The following is a 21,166-nucleotide window of genomic DNA, read 5'->3' as shown; positions in this document are numbered from 1 at the left end:
AACTCCTCTCAGCAGCCAAAATGATATCTAGTATTATTAAATATTATTTTTCCGATAAACTATCAAAATATTTTCTATTATATTCAATGCTCGGATTATTAGGTATGAACAGTGCAGCTTGTTCGTTATGATAAATTGCCTTTTCATATTCTTTTATTCGATCATAACAAATACATAGTTGAATATGCGGCAACCATGTATGACACTCTTCTCGGACAAACGGAGAATCCTTTGGCCTGGGCCCGTCAATTGCTGCATGGTACCAATATATCGCTTTAGAATATTCCCCTTGTTGCAAAAATACACGTCCTAAGTGGCAACAAAGTTCTCCTCTAGGCGTGTCATACGTAAATGATTGCAAACAAGACTGTATAGATTTTTTTAAGTCCCCCAATTCTAAATAACATTCGGCTCTTTTTAAACATGCTTGAATGTTATCTTCAACCCAACCCTTTTCTTCATCTAAAAACCTAGAATACCCCTTAACAGCCTTATCAAATAATCTGTGATCCTTACATTCATTTGCATAATAGTACACATCGCGGGGGCTAAACTCTTTTCCACTCTCAAGATGTTTTTCATATATTTTCAAATTACGATTAGTATATGCTTTTTCTTTTTTATGACTTACCCCTACGTCACTATTTATAAGATTTCCATACACCTCTAAATATTCATGAACAAATCCATACCATTGAAAATTTTTACTTCTGTTGACTAATCGATATCTCCTTAAAGAATGTGTTGGATTTCCTTCTATATCAAAAGTTAAATAATATTTCATAGATACTGCATCCGTACTACGATCTAACGTATGTTTTAACTGCAACAATTTCTTTATATCTTTCGTATCTATTATGTCATCTGCGTCTAGCCAAAGAATATATTCTTTTGTAGCTTTAGAAAACGCAAAATTTCGTGCCGCTGAAAAATCTTCAATCCATTGAAAATCATAAACTTTCGCGTCGTACTTCTTCACAATTTCTTTTGTACCATCTGTTGAACCTGTATCTACAATAATAATTTCATCCACAACACTTTTAACCGATTCTAAGCATTTTGATATAGTTTGTTCTTCATCTTTTACAATCATGCATAAACTAATAGTAATGGAGTTTTCCATCATATCCCCCTATCCTTTTGATGTATATGTTTGGAGAGAAATTTATATTTCTTTTGCTTCAAAATTGAGTTTTCATTTTACAAAAGAAACATAATGAGGCGGTGCAGTGAAATTGGATAGGGGAATTTCACTCGAAGATTGCAAATCAATGAAAAAAACCGAAGCCTGAACAAGACTTCGGTTCTTTATATAGAGAATACATAATTCCGATTCCTTTTTACTCCGCACCTTCCGCGGTCGCAATATCATTCTCTAAGTTTTCTCTTGATAATTCCGCCGCCATAAAATCAGCTGTTTCAGGAAGTGCTAAATGCATATGAGCTTTTTGACAAATTTGGATCGTACAGTTTTCTACAACATAGTCGAAAACATGTCCGCCACCGCTTCTTTCATCATCAATGTAATGTAAGTGGAAACCAGCTACACCAATACCTTGCGCGTAATCTGGTGTCCAAAATCCAGCTAGCGTACCTTCTGTATGTTTAAATGAAAAGATCGGTTGTGATTTCGTCACTTCAACGAGCGGCGTATACGGTTTTTCTTGTCTTGGAACAGTTCTCGTTCTTACTTCACGGAACGTTCCATCCATTCGAATACCGTAAAATAAGTTTTTACTTGGCATTAACTCATGTAATAATGCTTCCACTTCTTCACGATTCATCGGATGCTCTACCGTATAACTCATTTCTTTTTCAAAAAACGTTACAGTCGCAAACGGTGTTGTTTCCTCTGGCTCTACTTTTTCTGCGGAGCCATCTGAACGTAAATGGTAAAATTCGTTATCAAACGCGATCATTTCACCATCTAATTGATCAAATGTGCCGATGCCAAAATCACCACGTTCTTTCAATTCCTCAAAGCTAATCACACCATCATATATACCATCTAATAGCGCAAGCATTGTAGATGTTTGATATACTTCATTACTCATTTTCGTTCTTTTTGCATCAATATCAATTAATTGCGCAACAGTCATCTCACTCATGCCCCCATCAGTTTAATTGGTTTGGTAATAATTTTTCGCTTAATTTAATGTTGTCACGGTAGTCAATTGGAATATCAATAATGACAGGACCTTCTGCTTCTAACGCTTCTCTCAATACACCTTCTAATTCGTTTGATGTATTGACACGAAGACCTATTGCTCCGAAACTTTCTGCATATTTCACAAGATCAACATCGCCAAACTCTGTAGCTGATGTTCTACCGTATTTCATCATTTGTTGGAACGCAACCATATCATATGTACCGTCTCTCCAAACGAGATGTACAACCGGTGCATTTAAACGTACCGCTGTTTCTAACTCCATCGAAGAGAATAAGAAACCACCATCACCTGACACTGAAACAACTTTTTTACCCGGCTCAACTAAAGTAGCGGCAATTGCCCAAGGAAGTGCAACACCTAACGTTTGCATACCGTTACTAAATAATAGTCTACGTGGTTCATAAGAACGGAAACATCTTGCCATCCAAATAGAATGGGAACCGATGTCACATGTAACGGTTGTATCGTCACTAATTAAAGAACGAAGTGTACGAATGACTTGAAGTGGATGCGTAACACCTTCTGAAGCACGATTTGGAACTTCTGCTTGCTCTGATAATTTCGAGCGTAATCGTTCTAAAACTGCTTCTGATTTCGTATTTAATACAAGCTTCGGTAATTTCTCCGCAATGCTATTTACAGTTAAAGCGATATCGCCAATTAATTCACGCTCTGGTTGGTAATCATGGTCGATATCTGCTTGGTGATCATCAAGGTGAATAATTGTTCTATCGCCAAGTTTATTCCAGAATTTCGGATCATACTCGATTGGGTCATAACCGATCGAAATAACAAGGTCTGCTTCTTCTAGTAAAATATCACCTGGTTGGTTACGGAATAATCCAACACGGCCGAAGAAATGATCTTCTAACTCACGCGAAATTGCACCAGCTGCTTGATATGTTTCAACAACAGGAAGTTCTGTACCAGCAATTAACTCACGAACTGCTTTCGTTACTTCATTGGTGCTTGCTCTCATACCGAGTAAAATAACTGGTAATTCCGCTGATTTTATTTTTTCTACTACATATGTAATTTCATTTGCGGGAGCGATTCCAAGCTGTGGCTTAGAAAGCGCACCGATAGATTCTACTGTCGTTTCCGCAGTCATAACGTCTTGCGGAAGACTTACAAGTGTTGCTCCTGGATTTGTAGAAGTAGCACTTCGAAATGCATTAGTAAGTGCTTCTGGTACATTATCAGGATGCTCGACTTCTACGCTATATTTAGTGATTGGTTCGAATAATGCAGCATTATCCATAGATTGATGCGTACGTTTTAATCGATCTGTACGCGGAACTGCACCAGCTAAAGCAACAACGGGATCACTCTCCGCATTCGCAGTAACAAGACCTGTCGCTAAATTTGATGTCCCTGGTCCTGAAGTTACAAGACATACGCCCGGTTTCCCTGTTAATCTACCAATAGCAGCTGCCATAAATGCTGCATTTTGTTCATGACGACAAACAATTAACTCTGGTCCTCTTTCTTGCAGTACATCAAATACAGAGTCAATCTTCGCTCCTGGAATACCGAAAACATGTGTAACACCTTGTTTAATTAAACAATCAACAACAAGATCTGCTCCTTTTGTTTTTGTTTTCACGTCGTTTGCTTTTACACCTGTACTCAAACTAATCATCCCTTTATTTCATAATGTGTGTAATAAAGATTTTAATTTTATATACTTCACCACATTAATTAACATAGTGTAATATATCTCGTTTATCATTATAGTACAAATGCATTATTTTTCCAACGATATGAATTTGACAGTTTTTTGACAACCTCTAAGGAATACGCTTATAACCCTTTGTTTATCCTAAAATAATATTTTTATATCTCCTCTAAAAATGCACGAAAAAATTCCATCTAATCACAGTATTAATAAGATTATAGTACCTTGCAAAGAACACTACTAAATGATATATTTGTAAATATTGGAATACCCAGTAATTGGAACGAACTTTGTAATTCGTATCCCCCTTTTCAAAAGATAGGATTCTCAGCTGTAATTCATCATTTTATAAAGGAAAGTGATTGTTATGAACAAAAGTGAATTTTTGGAACAACTTAGTTCTTCCCTGCGGAATATGCCTAGTTTAGAAAAGAAAGATATTATTTCAGAGTATGAAACTCATTTTATCAGTGCTAAACAGGATGGGAAATCTGAAGAAGAAATTTCCAGGAAACTAGGAGACCCTAAAACTATTGCTAAAGAACTTAATGTTTCCTATGCAATACAAAACGCGGACAATAAACGAAGCTTCAAAAATATGATAACCGCACTATTTTCTGTTATGAGCTTAAGTGTTTTAAACTTTGCCTTTATCATTATCGCCTTTTTCGTACTACTCTTTTTATTACCGATTCTTCTAGCCCTTATCATTGCCACTCCATTATTAATCATTTCACCTATTTTATTAATAGGGTTAGGATTTTTTAAAGGGTTTCATCAAATTAGTTATTCCGATGTTTACAATGTGTTCATCGCTTTTTGCAGCGGTTTACTCATATCCGTCATATCTTACCAAATGGTAAAACATCTATACGCAACTTTAGTAAAGTATTTGAAATGGAATATAGCTATTTTACAAAGATAATAATGAATATAAAAGGAGATTAAAATGAAGAAGTATACTTTATATCTACTCATGTTACTTACAATTTTATTTCTATCAGCTTGTTCAAACAGTGCACAACCTAAGGAAGAAAACGATGTGCAATCTATTAAAGATGTAACGATAAAAATTCCAGAAACTATATTCACTTCCTCAAAAAAGAATGAAACGATTAACGAAGACGAAATGAAACAAAATATAAAAATTTATTTAGATTATAGCGGAGAGTTAGACGAAAACATCGTTCCACTTTCATCATCTATGTCTGACGAGAATGTCACGGAATCCGACCGAGAGAAATTAAAGCAACTAGTAGATTTAGCGCAACAAAATGATGCGAATTTCCATGATTTTATTAGTAACAATACGATCCCTGATGATTACAAAAAGCCTTCGAAGGAAATTCATGACTTTATTTCAGCATCTACGGCACTTTTAGTAGAACTAGAGGACGAATTAGACAAACTCGCGCAAGATGGTAACTTATTCAAAACTGATTTTTCTTTTACAAAACGCTTTGAGAAAGTTAATGGTAGGAAGCAAAAAGAAATTGAAAAGTTTTTGAAAGAAAAAAATATTAGAACTGAGTATTTCAACAAGTAATTATATATGTAAAAGAGAAATTGAAAGATACATCATATATCCCCTTCAAAACAGTCACTAACACATGGCTATTTTGAAGGGGATTTTTTTGTGGAAGGACTATCAAATTTCCTACACAAAAAAAACGCCCCCATACTAGGAGCGTCTTCTATCATTACGCTTGTTGCGCGCTATATAATTCTTCAAGTGGCTTCATGATAATTTTGTTAACGTCAGTGATAACGATGTTTAAACGTTGCTCAGTTTCCATTAACTTTGTAATTTTTGCATCTTGTTGAATGCGAGCTACAACTTCTTGTGCTTTTTGGTTGTCTTCTTCAGTGATTTCTTGGCCTTGCATCATTTTTTGTTGTAAGCCAAGTTGCATCGTGCGGAACTCTTCGAATAAGTTCTTTGACTCTGCATCTCCTTGTACTGCTGCGTAGCTTGCTTTTAATGTTTGGAAATTTTCGTTTTCAGCGATTGTTTTTTGTAATTCATATGCAACATCATGAATGTTTTTTGTCATTTTATTTTTCCTCCTTTAGAAGGCTAGCGCTTTTCGCTCGCACTGCCTTTTAAGTGCATTTACATACGCACCTCTTCCTACCATATCAAACTATGCAAGAGATGGGAAGAAATTTCACTTTTATTTCTATGCACCCATCTTTATTACTTAAGGAACAAGAGTAACAACCCTTGAATAAATCCAATTGTTCCTCCTAATAACGCCCCTAAATATGTAATCATTTTTAACTCATTTTTTGTAATGGACAATACGAGATCTTCTAGTCTCTCTGTTGAAAATGTAGATACTTCTTGCTGGACAATTTCCGCAAGCTGTAGATTTCCCAATATACTTCCCACATTTTCTGTCCCCCACTTCAAGCCTTTCTCTACTGCGCTAGGGACCACTTTTCCAACGATTGTTTCTCGCACTGGCTCACATACTTGCTGAACAGACTGATTTAAAAATCTACTCACTGTTTCCTCTACTTTAACCGCTGACAATATGGAGTTCACAATCATTTCTTTCTCTACGAACGTTTCTAATTCTTTTACGTCTCTTCCTTTTAACTTTTCCCACTCTTTTTGCAGTACATCAGTTAACAGACGCTCTGTTCCATCTTGTCCTAAAAACTTAATGACTTCCGGCTGCACGCGATCAACTAAACTTACATTCCCTAAAAACATACCAACTAAGTTAAGCAGCGTCCCGCGAGAAGCGAAAAAGTCATCAATCATTTTTGAAAGGCGTTCCTTTCCTTCTTCACTTTCCAAAAAGCTAATTCCTCTTTTTAAAATAAAAGATGCTACATTCGGAATCGCATTCTCTACTTTTTCATGAACAGAATGAGGTAACGCCTGTTCCCATGTATATGTATAGTACTCTGCTAAAAATGCATGAATTTTTTCTGTAATAACATGTTCGATTTTCCCGATCGCCTCTTCTTCTACATGTTCTAAATTCCATTTTTCTAACATATCCCGTAACGACTGTTCATTTGTAATTACTTTATCAACTTCCACTTGTGTCCAGCGAATTAAACTGGTTTGAAACTCTTTATTTGTTAGTTTTTTTCCGATTCCTTCTGGTGTTAACAAATGGTCTACAACCATTTTACCTAATTGAACAGCAAGCTCATCGCGGCGCTTCGGAATTAACCCTGGCGTAAATGGAACTTGAAACTTCCCAATATAAATAGGACGATGAGGACGAAATAACATTTTTATCGCTAAATGATTTGTGTATCCTCCAATAATTGCCCCGAGCCCTGTCGTTATTAACATATTTAACCATATATTCATCACAATCAACCTTTCACTTCTCCAAAACTATAGCATATCATCATACGGACAAAAGTATAATGGTATAAAAACGTATTTGCAATATATAGCTTCGCCTATAATGCAAACATCTTATTACTAAAGGAGTGATTTCGTTGGTTCTTGGTCTTTTAACTTCCGGGCTCCATCACGAGCAAACGTATTACACCGAAATCGCTAAGCGAGCTCGTCTTTATCATAACGTCGTTGCCCAATTCACACCGTTTAGCATTGATTCAAAGACAGATCTTGTTTCTGGTCTTATTTACGATACAGATACAGGAAATTGGATAGATCAAACCTTTCCCATTCCTTCATATATATATGATCGTTGTCATTTCAAAGAGGATGAGGAATTCCAACAAGCAAATGCGATTATTCATTCATTACACAAACGTTCTTCCACTACTTTTTTAAACAACACACTTATTAACCCAAGCGATTTACACAATCTTTTTCTTACTAATAAACGTCTTTCCCCTTACGTACCAAAAATAATAAAAGGAACAGTACAAGGAATTTTTAAATTACTACTAGAAACAAGAGATATTATTATAAGACCAATCAATATACACTCCAATGAAAATTTATATCGGGCCACTTACAAAAATAAAACATTTCATATCGATACAATAAATGAACAACATCATACTTCTACTCAATTCAAACGAACAGATAAATTTATATCATGGTGCAAATCGAACATACACTCATTCCGTTATATGATTCATCCAATGTTACAACCTCCAAATCAACTATCATATCCGATTCATATTCGAACCATTATGCAAAAAAATAAAGAACAGAATTGGCAAGTGCTCGGTCAATTTATACAAAAATCTTCATTCCCAGCACAATTTTTACTTTCAGCAACAGAACGTTCTATGTTACATCCATTTTCTAAAATTAAATATTTACTTTCTCCAACTGGCGTTCAATTATTAAAAGATGCTTTACATGATGTTGTAAATGAAGTGTTTAAAACACTCGATCAGTCCTATTCTTCATTATTTGAACTAGAGCTTTCTACCATTATGGATCAAAAAGGTGCCATTTGGCTTATGTACGTCAATACGATGCCTTCTTACGATGTTTATACTAGGTACAACGACGAACTGGCTGAACAAATTTTTCATGGTCCATTAAAGTTTAGCCGATTTACACCATAACGAAAGGAGGAAATCCCCGTTGAAAGAGCACATATATACATTAAGTATTTCAGATGAGCATCCAAATAGTATTACTTTACCTTACGTTTTTTCTATTACACCACCAATTACATCCTTTTTCTTTGGCTTACGTTATATTACATGTGAGAATATTAAAATTCATTATTCATTCACGCGAGAAATTATTATTGGCGAACAGATTGCAGCCGATCTTTTACTACCGCATTCAGCAACAATCCATGCCTTCTTACACAATCAAACCATTGTTTTCGGCCCATTAATCGGGATTTTCACAACTGGCTTTAACGATGATTCTAATTCTCCTTTAGGAAGTCGTTCCATCTCTCTCAGTGAGTTATTAACACCACCATTCACATTGCAGCCATTTGTATTTGTCTTTGGCATTCAACATATAAACTGGGAAGAGGAAACAATTGAAGGGTACTTCTTTCAAGAAGGAAAATGGGTAAAAAACAAAGTCCCTTTACCAAATGTCATTTACGACCGATTACCAAATCGGCAAGCAGAAAATTACAAACCTATCGTAAGAGCAAAAAAACGTTTAGAAAGCGACTATGCGATTCCGTGGTTTAATCCGGGATTTTTCAATAAATGGGAAGTGCATCAACTTTTAATGAAAGAAGATTCAATTAAACCATTCTTACCAAATACAGAAGTATTTCAACATTTTGAACAAGTAGAACGACTTCTCGGTACGTATAAGTACATTTATATGAAACCAATACACGGTAGCTTCGGAAGAAATATTCATCAAATACTCTATTCTCAAACTGATAATTGCTACTATTGTCGTTATCGTGAAAATGAACAAAACAAACTAAGAAAGTATCAATCATTAGAAGCCCTTCTTAACCATGTGTTAAAAGGACATGATTTAAAAAAGTTTATCGTACAACAAGGTATCTCACTGCTCCGCTTCGAAGGGCAACCCGTCGATTTTCGCATTCATACAAATAAAAACCATTTTGGTAATTGGGTAGTCAGTGCAATCGTCGCAAAAATCGCCGGCAAAGGTAGCTTAACAACTCATGTAAATAGCGGCGGTGATACGAAATTACTTCAGGAACTATTTCCTGATTCAACAAAACAAGTTCAAATTGAAAATAAACTAAAACAAACAGCCTTACAAATCAGTTATGCACTTGATGGGCAAGTAACCGGGAACATTGGAGAAATTGGTTTTGACATTGGTTTAGACACCACGGAAAACCCGTGGCTATTTGAAGCAAATTCTAAACCGGGGCGAACTGTATTCCAAGATGAAAAGTTAAAAGAACAAAGTGAACTTACGCGCCAATTATTTTATGAATATGCCATCTATTTAACTGAACACTCTTTGCGCGACAAGAAAGAAAAAATGTCACAAATAAAATCAGATCCTTCGTCACATACCGAAAACATCCCTTCCCCTATGATTAACTCACAAATACAAAAACAAAAACTTCCACCTCCTTCATAAGGTGGAAGTTTTTGTTTTAAACGAGCTTCACTACAACTTCTGTTTCCACATTACATACTCCGCAATAAAAAACATGATTGCAATACTCCTGTGAATTATTATGTGTTAAACCGTCTACTGCACTTAATAATTCTTGATCCATATATGCACTGTAATCGTCTATGTAATCTACAGTTTTCCCATAATCTTGGAGTATACCTTGGCAATTTTGACAAGAATATGTTTGTGATTCTAGCGCGTTGCAAAGCGGGCAAATTCCCATCATGATTCCTCCATACGTTATCGTTTAAAAACAATTAAAAAGCCCTTTTTTTAGATTGAAGAGAGCATCTAGCCGTGCATAGACGCGGTCAGTTCCTTTTTCTGCCCCATCCTGGGTTAAAACAGAACTATGTAGTTGCTCCCAATTTAATTTTCATTTTACTAAACTGGAATCTGTCTCACTTTAACAAATCATAAGTTAAGTAAGCCAAGCTGGTTATACAAAGAAAAAAACGCATATGATTTCGCTCTTAGTTTAGCCTTCTTTCTTAAAAATACAACGATTACTCTTATTTCATAATTTACGAAATGATGAAATATTTTTTACAAAATTTACAAATTATTTTTTTGTATATCTTTCTAGGTAACATCCATACTATGAGTACAAACTTAATTACCGATGGATTAGCGCCAAACGGGGCGATAATCTGGTTCAAATCCAGCTAGTCCAACCAAAAAAATTTTTATAACTCTAAGGAGGATATATTCCTATGGCAAACCAAAGTTCTTACAATCAATTAGTAGTACCAGGTGCAACAGCAGCAATCGATCAAATGAAGTACGAAATCGCTCAAGAATTTGGTGTACAATTAGGAGCAGATTCTACGGCTCGCGCTAACGGTTCTGTTGGTGGAGAAATTACAAAACGTCTAGTTGCAATGGCTGAGCAAAGCCTTGGCGGATTCCAAAAATAAATATATATGGCAAAAAGGTCTCAAGGCATATGCCTTGAGACCTTCCTTAATTTATTGCAACATTTGTAAAAACTTCTTCGTTCGTTCTTCTTTTGGATTTGTAAATACATCTTCCGGTGTACCTTGTTCGACAACGACACCGCCATCCATGAAAATAACACGGTTCGCAATTTGATGAGCAAAGCGCATTTCATGCGTTACAATGATCATCGTCATTCCTTCTTTAGCAAGTTCTTTCATAACCTTTAAAACTTCTTGAACTAGCTCAGGATCAAGTGCTGACGTTGGCTCATCAAATAGTAAAACTTCCGGCTCCATCGCAAGCGCACGAGCGATTCCAACGCGCTGTTGTTGTCCACCTGATAATTGGAACGGATATAAGTCTACTTTATCCGCAAGACCAACTTTTTCAAGGAAATAGTTTGCTTTTTTCTTCGCTTCTTCTTTCCCCATCTTTTTCACTGTAACGAGCCCTTCCATTACATTGTGAATTGCTGTTAAATGAGGAAATAGATTATGGTGTTGGAAAACCATACCTGTTTGCGTACGAAGATTTACAATATCTTTCTTCGATACTTTTTGAGAGAAATCGAGCTCTTTATTGCCGATGCGAATGTTACCAGCGTTCGGCGTTTCTAACACGTTGAGACAACGCAAGAATGTCGTTTTACCAGATCCAGATGGCCCGATAATAACAACCACTTCGCCCTTCTCAACTGATAGGTCTATATGTTTTAATACGGTATTATCTCCGAAACTTTTTTGTAAATGTTGAATTGAAATCATAAAAACAAAAACTCCTTTTATGAAAGGGTTATTTTAGAGTATAACGTTCTGAACGTTTTTCTAATATTTGTTGCACGATAGATAATAAGAAGCAAATTACCCAATAAATTAGACCTGCTTCAAAATAAACAATTAAAAACTCATAGTTCATTGCCGCAATTTCCTGCGCTTTTCGGAACATTTCTGTTACTAAAATTAACGACGCTAATGAAGTATCCTTCACTAAACTAATAAATGTATTCGAAAGCGGCGGAATTGATACGCGTGTTGCTTGTGGTAAAATAACACGTTTTAATGCTTGCGGGTATGTCATCCCAATTGTGTAAGCTGCTTCCCACTGTCCTTTCGGGATTGAAAGGATAGAAGCACGAATAATTTCAGATGCATATGCACCTACATTTAATGAAAATCCAATAACTGCTGCTGTATATGGCTCAACTTCAATATTAAGAGTTGGAAGACCATAGAAAATAATAAATAACTGTACAAGAAGTGGCGTTCCGCGAATGATAGATACATAGATACGAGCAATCCATTGTAAAATACGACTACCTGAAATACGTGCGAGCGCTGTTAACGTCGCAAGTATAATACCGATAATAAATGTAATAAGCGTTAACGGAATTGTCGTAAAGACAGCTTCCTTCAGCATAGGCGCGAAGGAAGTCTGCATAATATCTATCCAAGTAGACAATCGATCTGACATCAATGCGCTACTTAGATACATTTTCACCGAACCATTTTTTCGTTATTTTATCGTACGTACCATCTTTTTTCATATCCTCTAACGCTTTATTTACTTCTTGTACAAGTTTGTCGCTACCTTTACGGAATAAGAATCCACTTTGTGACGCTTCTTTTTCTGTATCTACAATTTTAATTTTTGCATCTTTTTTCGTTTCTAAATAGTTTAACACTGATAATTTATCATTGATTGTGAAATCAACGCGGCCAGAACTTAATAATTCTGCTGCTTGGCTAAATCCTTCTACACCTGTGATTTCCGCACCATTTTTCTTAGCAATATCTGCGTAGTTACTTGTTAAAGATTGTGCTGCTTTTAATCCTTTTACATCAGCAAATGTAGCAGGTTTATCTTTATCTTTCGCAATAACTAATGCTGCTGAAGAAGAAATATATGGACTAGAGAAGTCATATTTCTTTTGGCGATCCTCACGAATACCAACTTCGTTCGCAACCATGTCGAAACGTTTTGCATCTATTCCTGCAAGTAAGCTATCCCATTGTGTTTCTTTAAATACAGGCTTTACACCTAAACGTTTTGCAACTTCTTCTGCTAATTCAACGTCAAACCCAGTTAATTTATCGTTTGTATCGTGGAACGTAAATGGTGGATATGTACCTTCTGTACCAATTACAAGCTCACCGCTTTGTTTTATCTTCTGTAATGCATCTTGATTAGCTGTATCTTTTTTCTCTTCTTTACCGCAGCCCGCTACAATCCCAATCGCTAATGTAGTTACTGCAAGCACTGAAAATAATTTTTTCATGATAGTAGTCCTCCAAGTATTCTGATAGGAATTTAAAAACTATATTGATTGTATGCAATTTCGAACAATTTTTCAATGAAAATGTTCTTATTTAGTTTAACCTTTTTCTTCATAATCAAACAAAATGGAAAAATAGCGCTACATACAAAAAATAAGTAACATTTTTTAATATAGCATTTATAAAGAAAAAGGTAAAACAATACCTACTTATTTATAAGTTTTTCAGCCGGTGAAATATATTAACTTCTAAGCGGACAATCCTATCAAAAAAGAACTTGCGAAAATCGCAAGTTCTTCTAAAAATTAAGCACTCTGGTTTCCTTCCATTTGCGTTTTATACATATCGTAATAACGCCCGCGCTTTTTCATTAATTCATCATGGGAACCTTTTTCCAAAATCGTTCCTCTATCAAGCACAATAATTTGATCAGCGCTCTTAATTGTTGAAAGACGATGAGCGATAATAAACGTCGTTCGTCCTTTTTTCACAACTTCTAGCGCTTGTTGAATCATCGCTTCTGTTTCTGTATCAATACTGGAAGTCGCTTCATCTAAAATTAAAATAGCAGGATCAAAAGCAAGTGCCCTAGCAAACGATATAAGCTGACGTTCTCCGGTTGAAAGTGTACTTCCTTTCTCCGTAATTTTTTCATCTATATTGTTCGCAAACCTTTCCGCACCAACATCACGTAACGCCTTTACGATGCGATCTTTTGAAATTTTTTCATTTTCTAAGCTTACATTGGATGCCACTGTCCCGCTAAATAAAAACGGATCTTGCAATACAATTCCCATATGTTCACGTGTTGCTTGTTTCGGCATCTCTGTTACATCATGACCATCAATCGTAAGCTTCCCTTTTTGAAATTCATAAAACTGAAAGAGCACATTCATAATGGAACTTTTTCCTGATCCAGTATGACCGACAAGTGCCACTGTCTCCCCTTGTTTCGCTTCAAAAGAAATATTTTTTAATACTTCATCTTTTCCATTGTAAGAAAACGAAACATTATCGAATTTCACATTTCCGGTTAAGCGAGGCATACGTTCTTCTTCTACTGCCTCTCCCTTTTCCTCTAGCAATTCAAAGACGCGCTCTGATGCAACACGCGATTGCTCTAAGTTAGCCAGTTGGTTCACCATGTTCGTAATTGGCGAGAACAATCTCGTTAAATAATCGACGAAAGCATACAGTATCCCTAGAGAAAGGAGGCCAGAAGCACTTAATGAAGCACCACCGAAATACCAAATTACACCTGTAAAAGCGATGTTTCTTAATACAGACACTAAATTATGCGAAGTTGCTGCATTTAAATTTAAAATTTTATTTTGATATTTAAAATAATCACCATTTAACTCTTCAAATTCCTTCTTCGTTTCATGTTCTTGACGAAATGCTTGAATAATTGGCATCCCTTGAATTGATTCATTCACTGTTCCGTTAATATCCGATAAACGCGAACGCATTTTATGATTGTATACAGACGCATACTTTCTATACATAATCGCCCAAACAATTAAAATTGGGATGATGAGTAAGCATAGTGCCGCCAGTTTTACATCAAGTAAAAATAGCGCAGCGAAAATCCCGATAATATAGATGATACTAGAGACGAATGTCGCAAGCACTGTTACATATAAATCACGAATCGCTTCTGTATCATTCGTTACACGCGATACAATTTTCCCTGCTGGTAAATGGTCAAAATAACGAATTGGCAACGTTTGAATATGGGAAAAGACGTCTTCCCTCATAATTTGAATAATTTTGTTTGCCGCCTTCTGTAAGAAGAACTGCTTTCCGTAAGCAAATAATGATACGACTACTAATAAAGCGAAATATCCACCGCCAAGTAGTAGTAACCGATTTATTTCTGGTTTATAAAACGCAAATACTTCCTCTTTCGTTAAGGCTTTCGTTTTATAAACCTGCACTGCCTTACCACTTTGTACTGTAAGCACATCACCCTTAACAGAACGAGTTCCTTCAAGCGTTATTTTATTCGGTACAAAATAGTACTGAAAACCAACTTGAATCACTCGGACTTCTTTCCCTTTTTGCTCACCTTGTTCAAAGCGATCACTTCGCTTATAAAAGGCGCCATTATATAAAACAGCATCCTCACTCTTTTCTGTTTCATACCAGGGTCTCTCTATTCCAACGATATGCTCATCGATCATCGTTTTTGCGACGAAAGGACCCGCGAGTTCTGCAATAACGAAAACAAATAGCATCGCCATCGCTGCAAAAATCGGCCCTTTTACTTTCATCGCGTATTGAAACAATCGTTTTGAAACACTCATATTTTCACCCCACTATCCGTACTTTCACTTTCACCTTGTTGTCTTTCGAACTGCTCTGCATACCAGCCCCCATTTCGAACGAGCGCTTCATGCGAGCCTTCTTCAATAACCTCACCGTTATCCATAACGAGAATCCAATCAGCATGCTGCACTGCTGACAAACGATGCGTCGTTATAATCGTCGTCTTCCCGCTTCTTTCTGTTCGTATGTTTTCAATAATTGCCGCTTCAGTACGAGCATCAACAGCTGATAAAGAATCGTCCAAAATTAAAATTTCCGGATTTTGAATAACAGCCCTCGCAATCGAAATCCTTTGCTTTTGCCCACCTGATAAAGAAACACCTTTCTCTCCAACGAGCGTTTCTAAACCTTCCGGTAAAAACTCTAAATCCTTTTTAAACGCAGCTATTTCAATCGCTTTTTCAAGTTCTTCTTCAGTCGCTTCTCTATTTCCGAATAAAATATTTTCCTTCGCTGTTTTTGAGAACAAAATGTGTTCCTGAGGTACATACCCAATCCAGCCAAGTACGTTATCATTCGTAATTTTATCTAGCTTCACATCAGAAACCGCAATATCCCCTTCCCCGAGTGGATATTGACGAAGAAGCTGACGAACGAGCGTCGTTTTCCCGCTTCCTGTTTTCCCAACAACTCCAAGTGTCTCTCCTTGTTTTAATGAGAACGAAACATTTTTTAAATTTGTTTCAATTGATGAAGGATATGAAAAAGTAACATTATCAAATTCAATGTAATCTGGCTCTTGTACAACCTTTGGATCTTTCGGATTCTTTACATCCGGTTCATAAGCTAACGTTTCATTTACACGGTCGAGCGACGCATTTCCTCTTTGCATAACATTAATCAATTCACCAATTGCAAACATCGGCCAAATCATCATCCCTAAATAGACGTTAAAAGAAACGAGCTCACCAAGTGTCACCTTTGATTGGAATACGAGATATGCACCGTACACTAAACCAATTAAATAACTAAGACCGACGAGCATTTTTACAGTTGGCTGGAATAATGCATCGATTCTTGCTACTCTCATATTTTTCTCGTATACGTCATCTCCTAAATGATGAAACCTTTCTTGATCAGCATTCTCCTGTACATACGCACGAATAACGCGTACACCCGCAATTGATTCAAGTACTTTATCGTTCATATCCCCGAACGCATCTTGCGCGACTGTAAATCTTTCATGCAACTTCTTTCCGTATCTATTCATCGCATACGCCATAATCGGAAGCGGTATAAGCGCAGCAAATGTTAACTGCCAACTAATTGAAAAGCCCATCATACAAACGATTGTAAGCATATATAGACTAGAATCAACGAGCGTTAATATACCAAAACCAGCTGTCATGGAGATTGCTTTTAAATCATTTGTCGCTCTCGCCATTAAATCGCCAGTACGATTTTTTTGATAAAACGTCGGTGTCATCTTAAGTAAATGCCCCATAAATTTTGAACGCATCGTTTTCTCAAGTACGAACGCACCGCCAAATAGTTGGTGCTGCCAAATGAAAGTAAGTACATACCCACCAATCGTTACCCCAAGTAAAATAAGAATATATTGCATAATCGCCTCGTTCGTTAAGGCTCCCGTTTTAATATTATCAATTGTAATTCCTAACACTTTCGGTGGAATTACCTCTATCACGTTTACAATTAAAAGTACCCCAATTGCAATACTATACCTTTTCCAATGCTCTCTAAAAAACCAGCTTAACTTTAGTAATACTGAAAACAATATAACCTCTCCTTTCTCGTTCCCGTTTGATTCACATTTCTTTATCCGCTATCCAAACCCATCACATTTACATTTCGTAAGCCATACAATTTCATCACATTTTTCCACCTTCCAAATTCTGGTTTTTTATAGTAACAAGGAAAACAAACAAAAAAAAGCATACCGCCGCTTGACGATATGCAATAGAATGCATAAAAGCGTACGTTACGATATACGCAACGTACGCTTCTCATAAGACAAAAAGGTCCTATATATCCGCACGGGTTGCGTAATGATATGAATGTTTTCCGCCATTTAACAGAGCTAAGCCCATTACATTTACGATTACAATCATTACGCACACCCCCTTCATTTATTTTCCATTTATAATCTTACAACTTTATTGAGTATTCTGTCAATTGTTTTTTTCGCTTTAGAATAAAATAATCTTTTATCACAAAAAATAAAAGTGATGCATTCTACTTACAATTCAGTTTGAAATAAGAGAATCTTCTGTAAGAAAGGGCATACAAAATAAAAAAATAGTAAGAAATCGTTTTCACAAACATTTCATTTGAAAAATATTATCAAACCACCTACAATCACCTTATACTCACTCTTACAAGTTGCTATTTTAGGAGGACTAATCATGACAACTAGCAATACGTACAAATTTTATTTAAACGGAGAATGGAGAGAAAGCTCTTCAGGTCAAACAATCGACATTCCATCTCCATACTTACACGAAGTAATTGGGCAAGTACAAGCAATTACTCAAGGAGAAGTAGATGAGGCAATTGCATCTGCAAAAGAAGCTCAAAAATCATGGGCTGAAGCTTCTCTACAAGATCGCGCAAAATATTTATATAAATGGGCTGATGAGCTCGTAAATATGCAAGATGAAATTGCCGATATCATTATGAAAGAAGTCGGTAAAGGCTATAAAGATGCGCAAAAAGAAGTCGTTCGTACAGCTGACTTAATTCGTTATACAGTTGACGAAGCACTTCACATGCACGGTGAAAGCATGATGGGTGATAGCTTCCCTGGTGGATCTAAATCTAAACTTGCGATTATTCAGCGCGCACCACTTGGTGTTGTATTAGCAATTGCACCATTTAACTACCCAGTAAACTTATCTGCTGCAAAACTTGCACCAGCACTTATTATGGGTAACGCTGTTATCTTCAAACCAGCAACTCAAGGTGCAATTAGCGGTGTTAAAATGGTTGAAGCACTTCACAAAGCTGGCCTTCCAAAAGGTCTTGTAAACGTAGCTACAGGACGCGGTTCTGTAATTGGTGACTACTTAGTAGAACATCCTGGCGTAAATATGGTATCGTTCACAGGTGGTACAAATACAGGTAAACATTTAGCGAAAAAAGCTGCGATGATTCCACTTGTATTAGAACTTGGTGGTAAAGATCCTGGTATCGTTTGTGAAGATGCAGACTTACAAGAAGCTGCAAAGCATATCGTAAGCGGTGCATTCTCTTACTCAGGTCAACGTTGTACAGCTATTAAGCGTGTACTTGTACATGAAAATGTAGCAGACGAACTAGCTGGCTTATTAAAAGAGCAAGTAGCTGAACTATCAGTTGGATCTCCAGAACAAAACAGCACAATCGTTCCATTAATCGACGACAAATCTGCTGACTTCGTTCAAGGTTTAATTGACGATGCTGCTGAAAAAGGTGCAACAATCGTTATCGGTAACAAACGTGAGCGCAACCTAATTTATCCAACATTAATCGACAACGTAACAGAAGAAATGAAAGTTGCTTGGGAAGAGCCATTTGGCCCAATCCTTCCAATCATCCGTGTTTCTTCTGACGAACAAGCGATTGAAATTGCTAACAAATCAGAGTTCGGTCTGCAAGCAAGTGTCTTCACAAAAGACATTAACAAAGCATTTGCAATTGCTAACAAAATCGACACTGGTTCTGTTCAAATTAACGGACGCACAGAGCGCGGCCCTGACCACTTCCCATTCATCGGTGTAAAAGGTTCAGGTATGGGCGCACAAGGTATTCGTAAGAGCCTTGAGTCTATGACTCGTCAAAAAGTAACTGTATTAAACTTAGTTTAATCTTATATGTAGCAGCTGATCTAATATTTAGGTCAGCTGCTTTTTAGTTAAAACCCTCCAGAACCTAATAACGAATTCTTCTCTATAATCTGATTATTACTATATCCATTGACGTATAAAAATACATTTGTTACTCTTAAACATGTTAATTTAATACATAAATCCTCATTCGTATCTCGGTGAGGTAGAGGTTGCAGTCATTAAGAGTATCATTTCAGGAGATGTAGTGGCATTGATGAAGAAATGAGAAAGGAATGATTGCCGAAGTAAGTCGTGTCCACCATACACGCTTGCTGGGTCTGCATTTAATAAGTGCAGAACTGTCACAAACGTTTCGTTTGTGGAGAGCTATCGAGAGGTATGTCGTGGGTTTCTTATAAGATAGAAAGCATGTAGCGGCAGATTACGTGCTTTTTTTGTTTTGTTTGGAACTTCTCTTCCTTATCAGGAAGACATACATATCTCCTCGCTTGACTTGGTTATACTAACTTTGGAGGTATTTTCTATGCAACAAAAAAAATGGGGCTTTTGGGTACTAACAGCTTTCGTTGTCGGTAACATGGTTGGCGCTGGTATTTTCATGGTGCCAAGTACGTTAGCACAAACAGCAAGCCCACTCGGTGTCACTTTAGCTTGGTTAACAACAGGGTTTGGTGTTTTAATGCTAGCTCTTGTTTTCGGTAATTTAGCAATTCGTCGTCCTGATTTAACGACAGGACCACAAAGTCATGCATATGCTTTATTCTCAACACCAAAAAGAAAGAAAATGGCTGGTTTCAGCATGGTATGGGGATATTGGGTTGCAAACTGGGCAAGTAACGTTGCCATCATTACATCTTTCGCGGGATATTTATCACTCTTCTTCCCGATTATGAAAGATACGCGACTATTATTTTCAATCGGCTCGTTCGATATTGAAGTTGGAAAGCTCATTACATTTACTATTTGTTCCGTCTTACTTTGGGGAACTCATTTAATATTAACAAACGGTGTAAGCGGAGCTGGGAAACTAAACTTCTTAGCAACAACAACGAAAGTAACTGGATTCCTTCTATTCATCATTGTTACGTTGTTTGCGTTCGAAGCTTCAAAGTTTGGACAATGGTACACACCGATGATCGATAAAGAAGGCGTATCACACGGTCTCCTTTCACAAGTAAATTTAGCCGCTCTTACAACACTTTGGGCATTTATCGGGATTGAATCAGCCGTTCTTTTATCAAACCGAGCTACCTCTCCAAAAACGGTAAAACGCGCAACTGTTACAGGATTACTTATCACAGTTGCAATTTACTTAGGAATTACAATTTTAACAATGGGTGTACTTCACGTTGATAAATTACAAGCTTCTGAACGTCCATTAGCAGATGCATTAAACGCTGCAATGGGTCATGGCGGCGGGAAACTTATGGCATTACTTGCTCTTACTTCCCTATTCGGTTCAATATTAGGCTGGATTTTATTAAGCTCAGAAGTACCTTATCAAGCAGCAAAAGAAGGTTTCTTCCCTTCCTTCTTCGCAAAAACGAATAAAAAAGGAAGTCCAATTCATTCACTACGATTAACAAACATTATGTCGCAAGTGTTCTTATTCTCAACATTATCAGGAACAATTGCGGAAGCTTATACATTCGTTATTACCGTATCAACACTGGCCTACCTCATTCCATATCTCGTTTCACCAATCTTCCAGTTAAAACTAGTCGCAACTGGTGAAACATATAAAAATGAAATGGGTTCAAGAATTATGGATGGTGTAGTTGCAGTTATCGCACTTTGCTATGCACTATGGGTTATTAAAACAGGAGCATCCGATATAAAAACATTTCTTCTCGGAATTGGTTTATTCGGGATTGGCTTTGCCTTCTATCCATTAATGAATCGTGATCAGAAAAAAAATAAAGAAAAGAAAAACGAGCAAGTTGCGTAACGCA

General features: G+C 36.6%; 18 protein-coding genes and 1 riboswitch. Of the genes, 7 read left to right on the top strand and 11 right to left on the bottom strand.

Translation table 11 applies throughout. The features are described from left to right. Positions 1 to 43: 43 nt before the first annotated feature. The 3 genes from JFT95_RS02745 to alsS all read right to left on the bottom strand — a co-directional run bounded on the left by JFT95_RS02745 (position 44) and on the right by alsS (position 3,804). Entirely contained in the window at positions 44 to 1,123 is a 1,080-nt protein-coding gene (locus JFT95_RS02745) for a glycosyltransferase (RefSeq protein ID WP_201051312.1), read from the bottom strand. Positions 1,124 to 1,340: 217 nt separating this feature from the next. Then, positions 1,341 to 2,099: an alpha-acetolactate decarboxylase gene (alsD, locus tag JFT95_RS02740; protein ID WP_201051310.1), complete on the bottom strand. Its 759-nt coding sequence runs from the start codon at positions 2,097 to 2,099 to the stop codon at positions 1,341 to 1,343. A 16-nt stretch (positions 2,100 to 2,115) separates the two neighbouring features. After that, entirely contained in the window at positions 2,116 to 3,804 is a 1,689-nt protein-coding gene (alsS, locus tag JFT95_RS02735; RefSeq protein ID WP_201051308.1) for an acetolactate synthase AlsS, read from the bottom strand. Positions 3,805 to 4,216: 412 nt separating this feature from the next. Here alsS and JFT95_RS02730 point away from each other — a divergent pair, with 412 nt between their 5' ends. Both JFT95_RS02730 and JFT95_RS02725 read left to right on the top strand, forming a co-directional pair. Next, on the top strand, positions 4,217 to 4,774 hold the full coding sequence (locus tag JFT95_RS02730; RefSeq protein ID WP_002188462.1) for an HAAS signaling domain-containing protein: 558 nt from the start codon (positions 4,217 to 4,219) through the stop codon (positions 4,772 to 4,774). 24 nt (positions 4,775 to 4,798) lie between these two features. After that, on the top strand, positions 4,799 to 5,395 hold the full coding sequence (locus tag JFT95_RS02725; RefSeq protein ID WP_201051305.1) for an NDxxF motif lipoprotein: 597 nt from the start codon (positions 4,799 to 4,801) through the stop codon (positions 5,393 to 5,395). A 154-nt stretch (positions 5,396 to 5,549) separates the two neighbouring features. Here the strand turns inward: JFT95_RS02725 and JFT95_RS02720 are convergent, their stop codons facing one another. Then, complete coding sequence (locus JFT95_RS02720; RefSeq protein WP_201051303.1) at positions 5,550 to 5,903, bottom strand: YlbF/YmcA family competence regulator; 354 nt, start codon at positions 5,901 to 5,903, stop codon at positions 5,550 to 5,552. Between the two features lie 143 nt (positions 5,904 to 6,046). Continuing rightward, a complete protein-coding gene (locus tag JFT95_RS02715; RefSeq protein ID WP_002140522.1) occupies positions 6,047 to 7,192 on the bottom strand; it encodes a DUF445 domain-containing protein in 1,146 nt (381 codons plus the stop codon). A 125-nt stretch (positions 7,193 to 7,317) separates the two neighbouring features. On the opposite strand from JFT95_RS02715, the gene JFT95_RS02710 reads away from it, so the two are divergent. Both JFT95_RS02710 and JFT95_RS02705 read left to right on the top strand, forming a co-directional pair. Further along, a complete protein-coding gene (locus JFT95_RS02710) occupies positions 7,318 to 8,370 on the top strand; it encodes a YheC/YheD family protein (protein WP_002140521.1) in 1,053 nt (350 codons plus the stop codon). 19 nt (positions 8,371 to 8,389) lie between these two features. Then, complete coding sequence (locus tag JFT95_RS02705; protein ID WP_002030012.1) at positions 8,390 to 9,850, top strand: YheC/YheD family endospore coat-associated protein; 1,461 nt, start codon at positions 8,390 to 8,392, stop codon at positions 9,848 to 9,850. Between the two features lie 16 nt (positions 9,851 to 9,866). Here the strand turns inward: JFT95_RS02705 and JFT95_RS02700 are convergent, their stop codons facing one another. Further along, positions 9,867 to 10,112, bottom strand: a complete 246-nt coding sequence (locus tag JFT95_RS02700) for a hypothetical protein (protein ID WP_002087367.1) — start codon at positions 10,110 to 10,112, stop codon at positions 9,867 to 9,869. A gap of 490 nt (positions 10,113 to 10,602) precedes the next feature. Between JFT95_RS02700 and sasP the strand changes: the two genes are divergently transcribed. Beyond that, the gene (gene sasP, locus JFT95_RS02695; RefSeq protein WP_000013349.1) at positions 10,603 to 10,806 is read left to right on the top strand and encodes a small acid-soluble spore protein, SasP family; all 204 of its coding nucleotides are present in this window, start codon (positions 10,603 to 10,605) and stop codon (positions 10,804 to 10,806) included. Positions 10,807 to 10,857: 51 nt separating this feature from the next. Here sasP and JFT95_RS02690 read toward each other — a convergent pair whose 3' ends face one another. The 5 genes from JFT95_RS02690 to JFT95_RS02670 all read right to left on the bottom strand — a co-directional run bounded on the left by JFT95_RS02690 (position 10,858) and on the right by JFT95_RS02670 (position 17,164). Then, positions 10,858 to 11,592: an amino acid ABC transporter ATP-binding protein gene (locus tag JFT95_RS02690; RefSeq protein WP_201051302.1), complete on the bottom strand. Its 735-nt coding sequence runs from the start codon at positions 11,590 to 11,592 to the stop codon at positions 10,858 to 10,860. A 28-nt stretch (positions 11,593 to 11,620) separates the two neighbouring features. Continuing rightward, positions 11,621 to 12,319, bottom strand: a complete 699-nt coding sequence (locus JFT95_RS02685) for an amino acid ABC transporter permease (RefSeq protein WP_033706449.1) — start codon at positions 12,317 to 12,319, stop codon at positions 11,621 to 11,623. Then, complete coding sequence (locus tag JFT95_RS02680) at positions 12,306 to 13,103, bottom strand: amino acid ABC transporter substrate-binding protein (RefSeq protein ID WP_002030008.1); 798 nt, start codon at positions 13,101 to 13,103, stop codon at positions 12,306 to 12,308. The genes JFT95_RS02685 and JFT95_RS02680 overlap by 14 nt, the downstream gene beginning before the upstream one ends. A 303-nt stretch (positions 13,104 to 13,406) precedes the next feature. Further along, on the bottom strand, positions 13,407 to 15,407 hold the full coding sequence (locus tag JFT95_RS02675; RefSeq protein WP_201051301.1) for an ABC transporter ATP-binding protein: 2,001 nt from the start codon (positions 15,405 to 15,407) through the stop codon (positions 13,407 to 13,409). Then, complete coding sequence (locus tag JFT95_RS02670; RefSeq protein WP_098635804.1) at positions 15,404 to 17,164, bottom strand: ABC transporter ATP-binding protein; 1,761 nt, start codon at positions 17,162 to 17,164, stop codon at positions 15,404 to 15,406. Before JFT95_RS02670 ends, JFT95_RS02675 begins: the two co-directional genes overlap by 4 nt. Positions 17,165 to 17,792: 628 nt before the next feature. On the opposite strand from JFT95_RS02670, the gene gapN reads away from it, so the two are divergent. Then, positions 17,793 to 19,232, top strand: a complete 1,440-nt coding sequence (gene gapN, locus JFT95_RS02665) for an NADP-dependent glyceraldehyde-3-phosphate dehydrogenase (RefSeq protein WP_002010835.1) — start codon at positions 17,793 to 17,795, stop codon at positions 19,230 to 19,232. Between the two features lie 177 nt (positions 19,233 to 19,409). After that, a riboswitch (Lysine riboswitch) is annotated at positions 19,410 to 19,591 on the top strand. Positions 19,592 to 19,737: 146 nt separating this feature from the next. Further along, positions 19,738 to 21,162 carry an amino acid permease gene (locus tag JFT95_RS02660; RefSeq protein WP_201051300.1) on the top strand — a complete coding sequence of 475 codons (1,425 nt, stop codon included), beginning with the start codon at positions 19,738 to 19,740 and terminating at the stop codon, positions 21,160 to 21,162. Positions 21,163 to 21,166 lie beyond the last annotated feature (4 nt).

Origin of the sequence: Bacillus sp. TH17 (assembly GCF_016651125.1) — a bacterium.
Taxonomy (GTDB): Bacteria; Bacillota; Bacilli; order Bacillales; family Bacillaceae_G; genus Bacillus_A; species Bacillus_A mycoides.
Note: the sequence above shows the minus strand (reverse complement) of the source record. Positions and strands in the feature narration are given on the sequence as shown.

Bases quoted from the DNA above. Each gene is read 5' to 3' on its own strand.
- JFT95_RS02745 (WP_201051312.1), bottom strand. From the start codon at position 1,123: ATGGAAAACTCCATTACTATTAGTTTATGCATGATTGTAAAAGATGAA.
- alsD (WP_201051310.1), bottom strand. From the start codon at position 2,099: ATGACTGTTGCGCAATTAATTGATATTGATGCAAAAAGAACGAAAATG.
- JFT95_RS02730 (WP_002188462.1), top strand. From the start codon at position 4,217: ATGAACAAAAGTGAATTTTTGGAACAACTTAGTTCTTCCCTGCGGAAT.
- JFT95_RS02725 (WP_201051305.1), top strand. From the start codon at position 4,799: ATGAAGAAGTATACTTTATATCTACTCATGTTACTTACAATTTTATTT.
- JFT95_RS02720 (WP_201051303.1), bottom strand. From the start codon at position 5,903: ATGACAAAAAACATTCATGATGTTGCATATGAATTACAAAAAACAATC.
- JFT95_RS02700 (WP_002087367.1), bottom strand. From the start codon at position 10,112: ATGGGAATTTGCCCGCTTTGCAACGCGCTAGAATCACAAACATATTCT.
- sasP (WP_000013349.1), top strand. From the start codon at position 10,603: ATGGCAAACCAAAGTTCTTACAATCAATTAGTAGTACCAGGTGCAACA.
- JFT95_RS02690 (WP_201051302.1), bottom strand. From the start codon at position 11,592: ATGATTTCAATTCAACATTTACAAAAAAGTTTCGGAGATAATACCGTA.
- JFT95_RS02685 (WP_033706449.1), bottom strand. From the start codon at position 12,319: ATGTATCTAAGTAGCGCATTGATGTCAGATCGATTGTCTACTTGGATA.
- JFT95_RS02680 (WP_002030008.1), bottom strand. From the start codon at position 13,103: ATGAAAAAATTATTTTCAGTGCTTGCAGTAACTACATTAGCGATTGGG.
- JFT95_RS02675 (WP_201051301.1), bottom strand. From the start codon at position 15,407: ATGAGTGTTTCAAAACGATTGTTTCAATACGCGATGAAAGTAAAAGGG.
- gapN (WP_002010835.1), top strand. From the start codon at position 17,793: ATGACAACTAGCAATACGTACAAATTTTATTTAAACGGAGAATGGAGA.
- JFT95_RS02660 (WP_201051300.1), top strand. From the start codon at position 19,738: ATGCAACAAAAAAAATGGGGCTTTTGGGTACTAACAGCTTTCGTTGTC.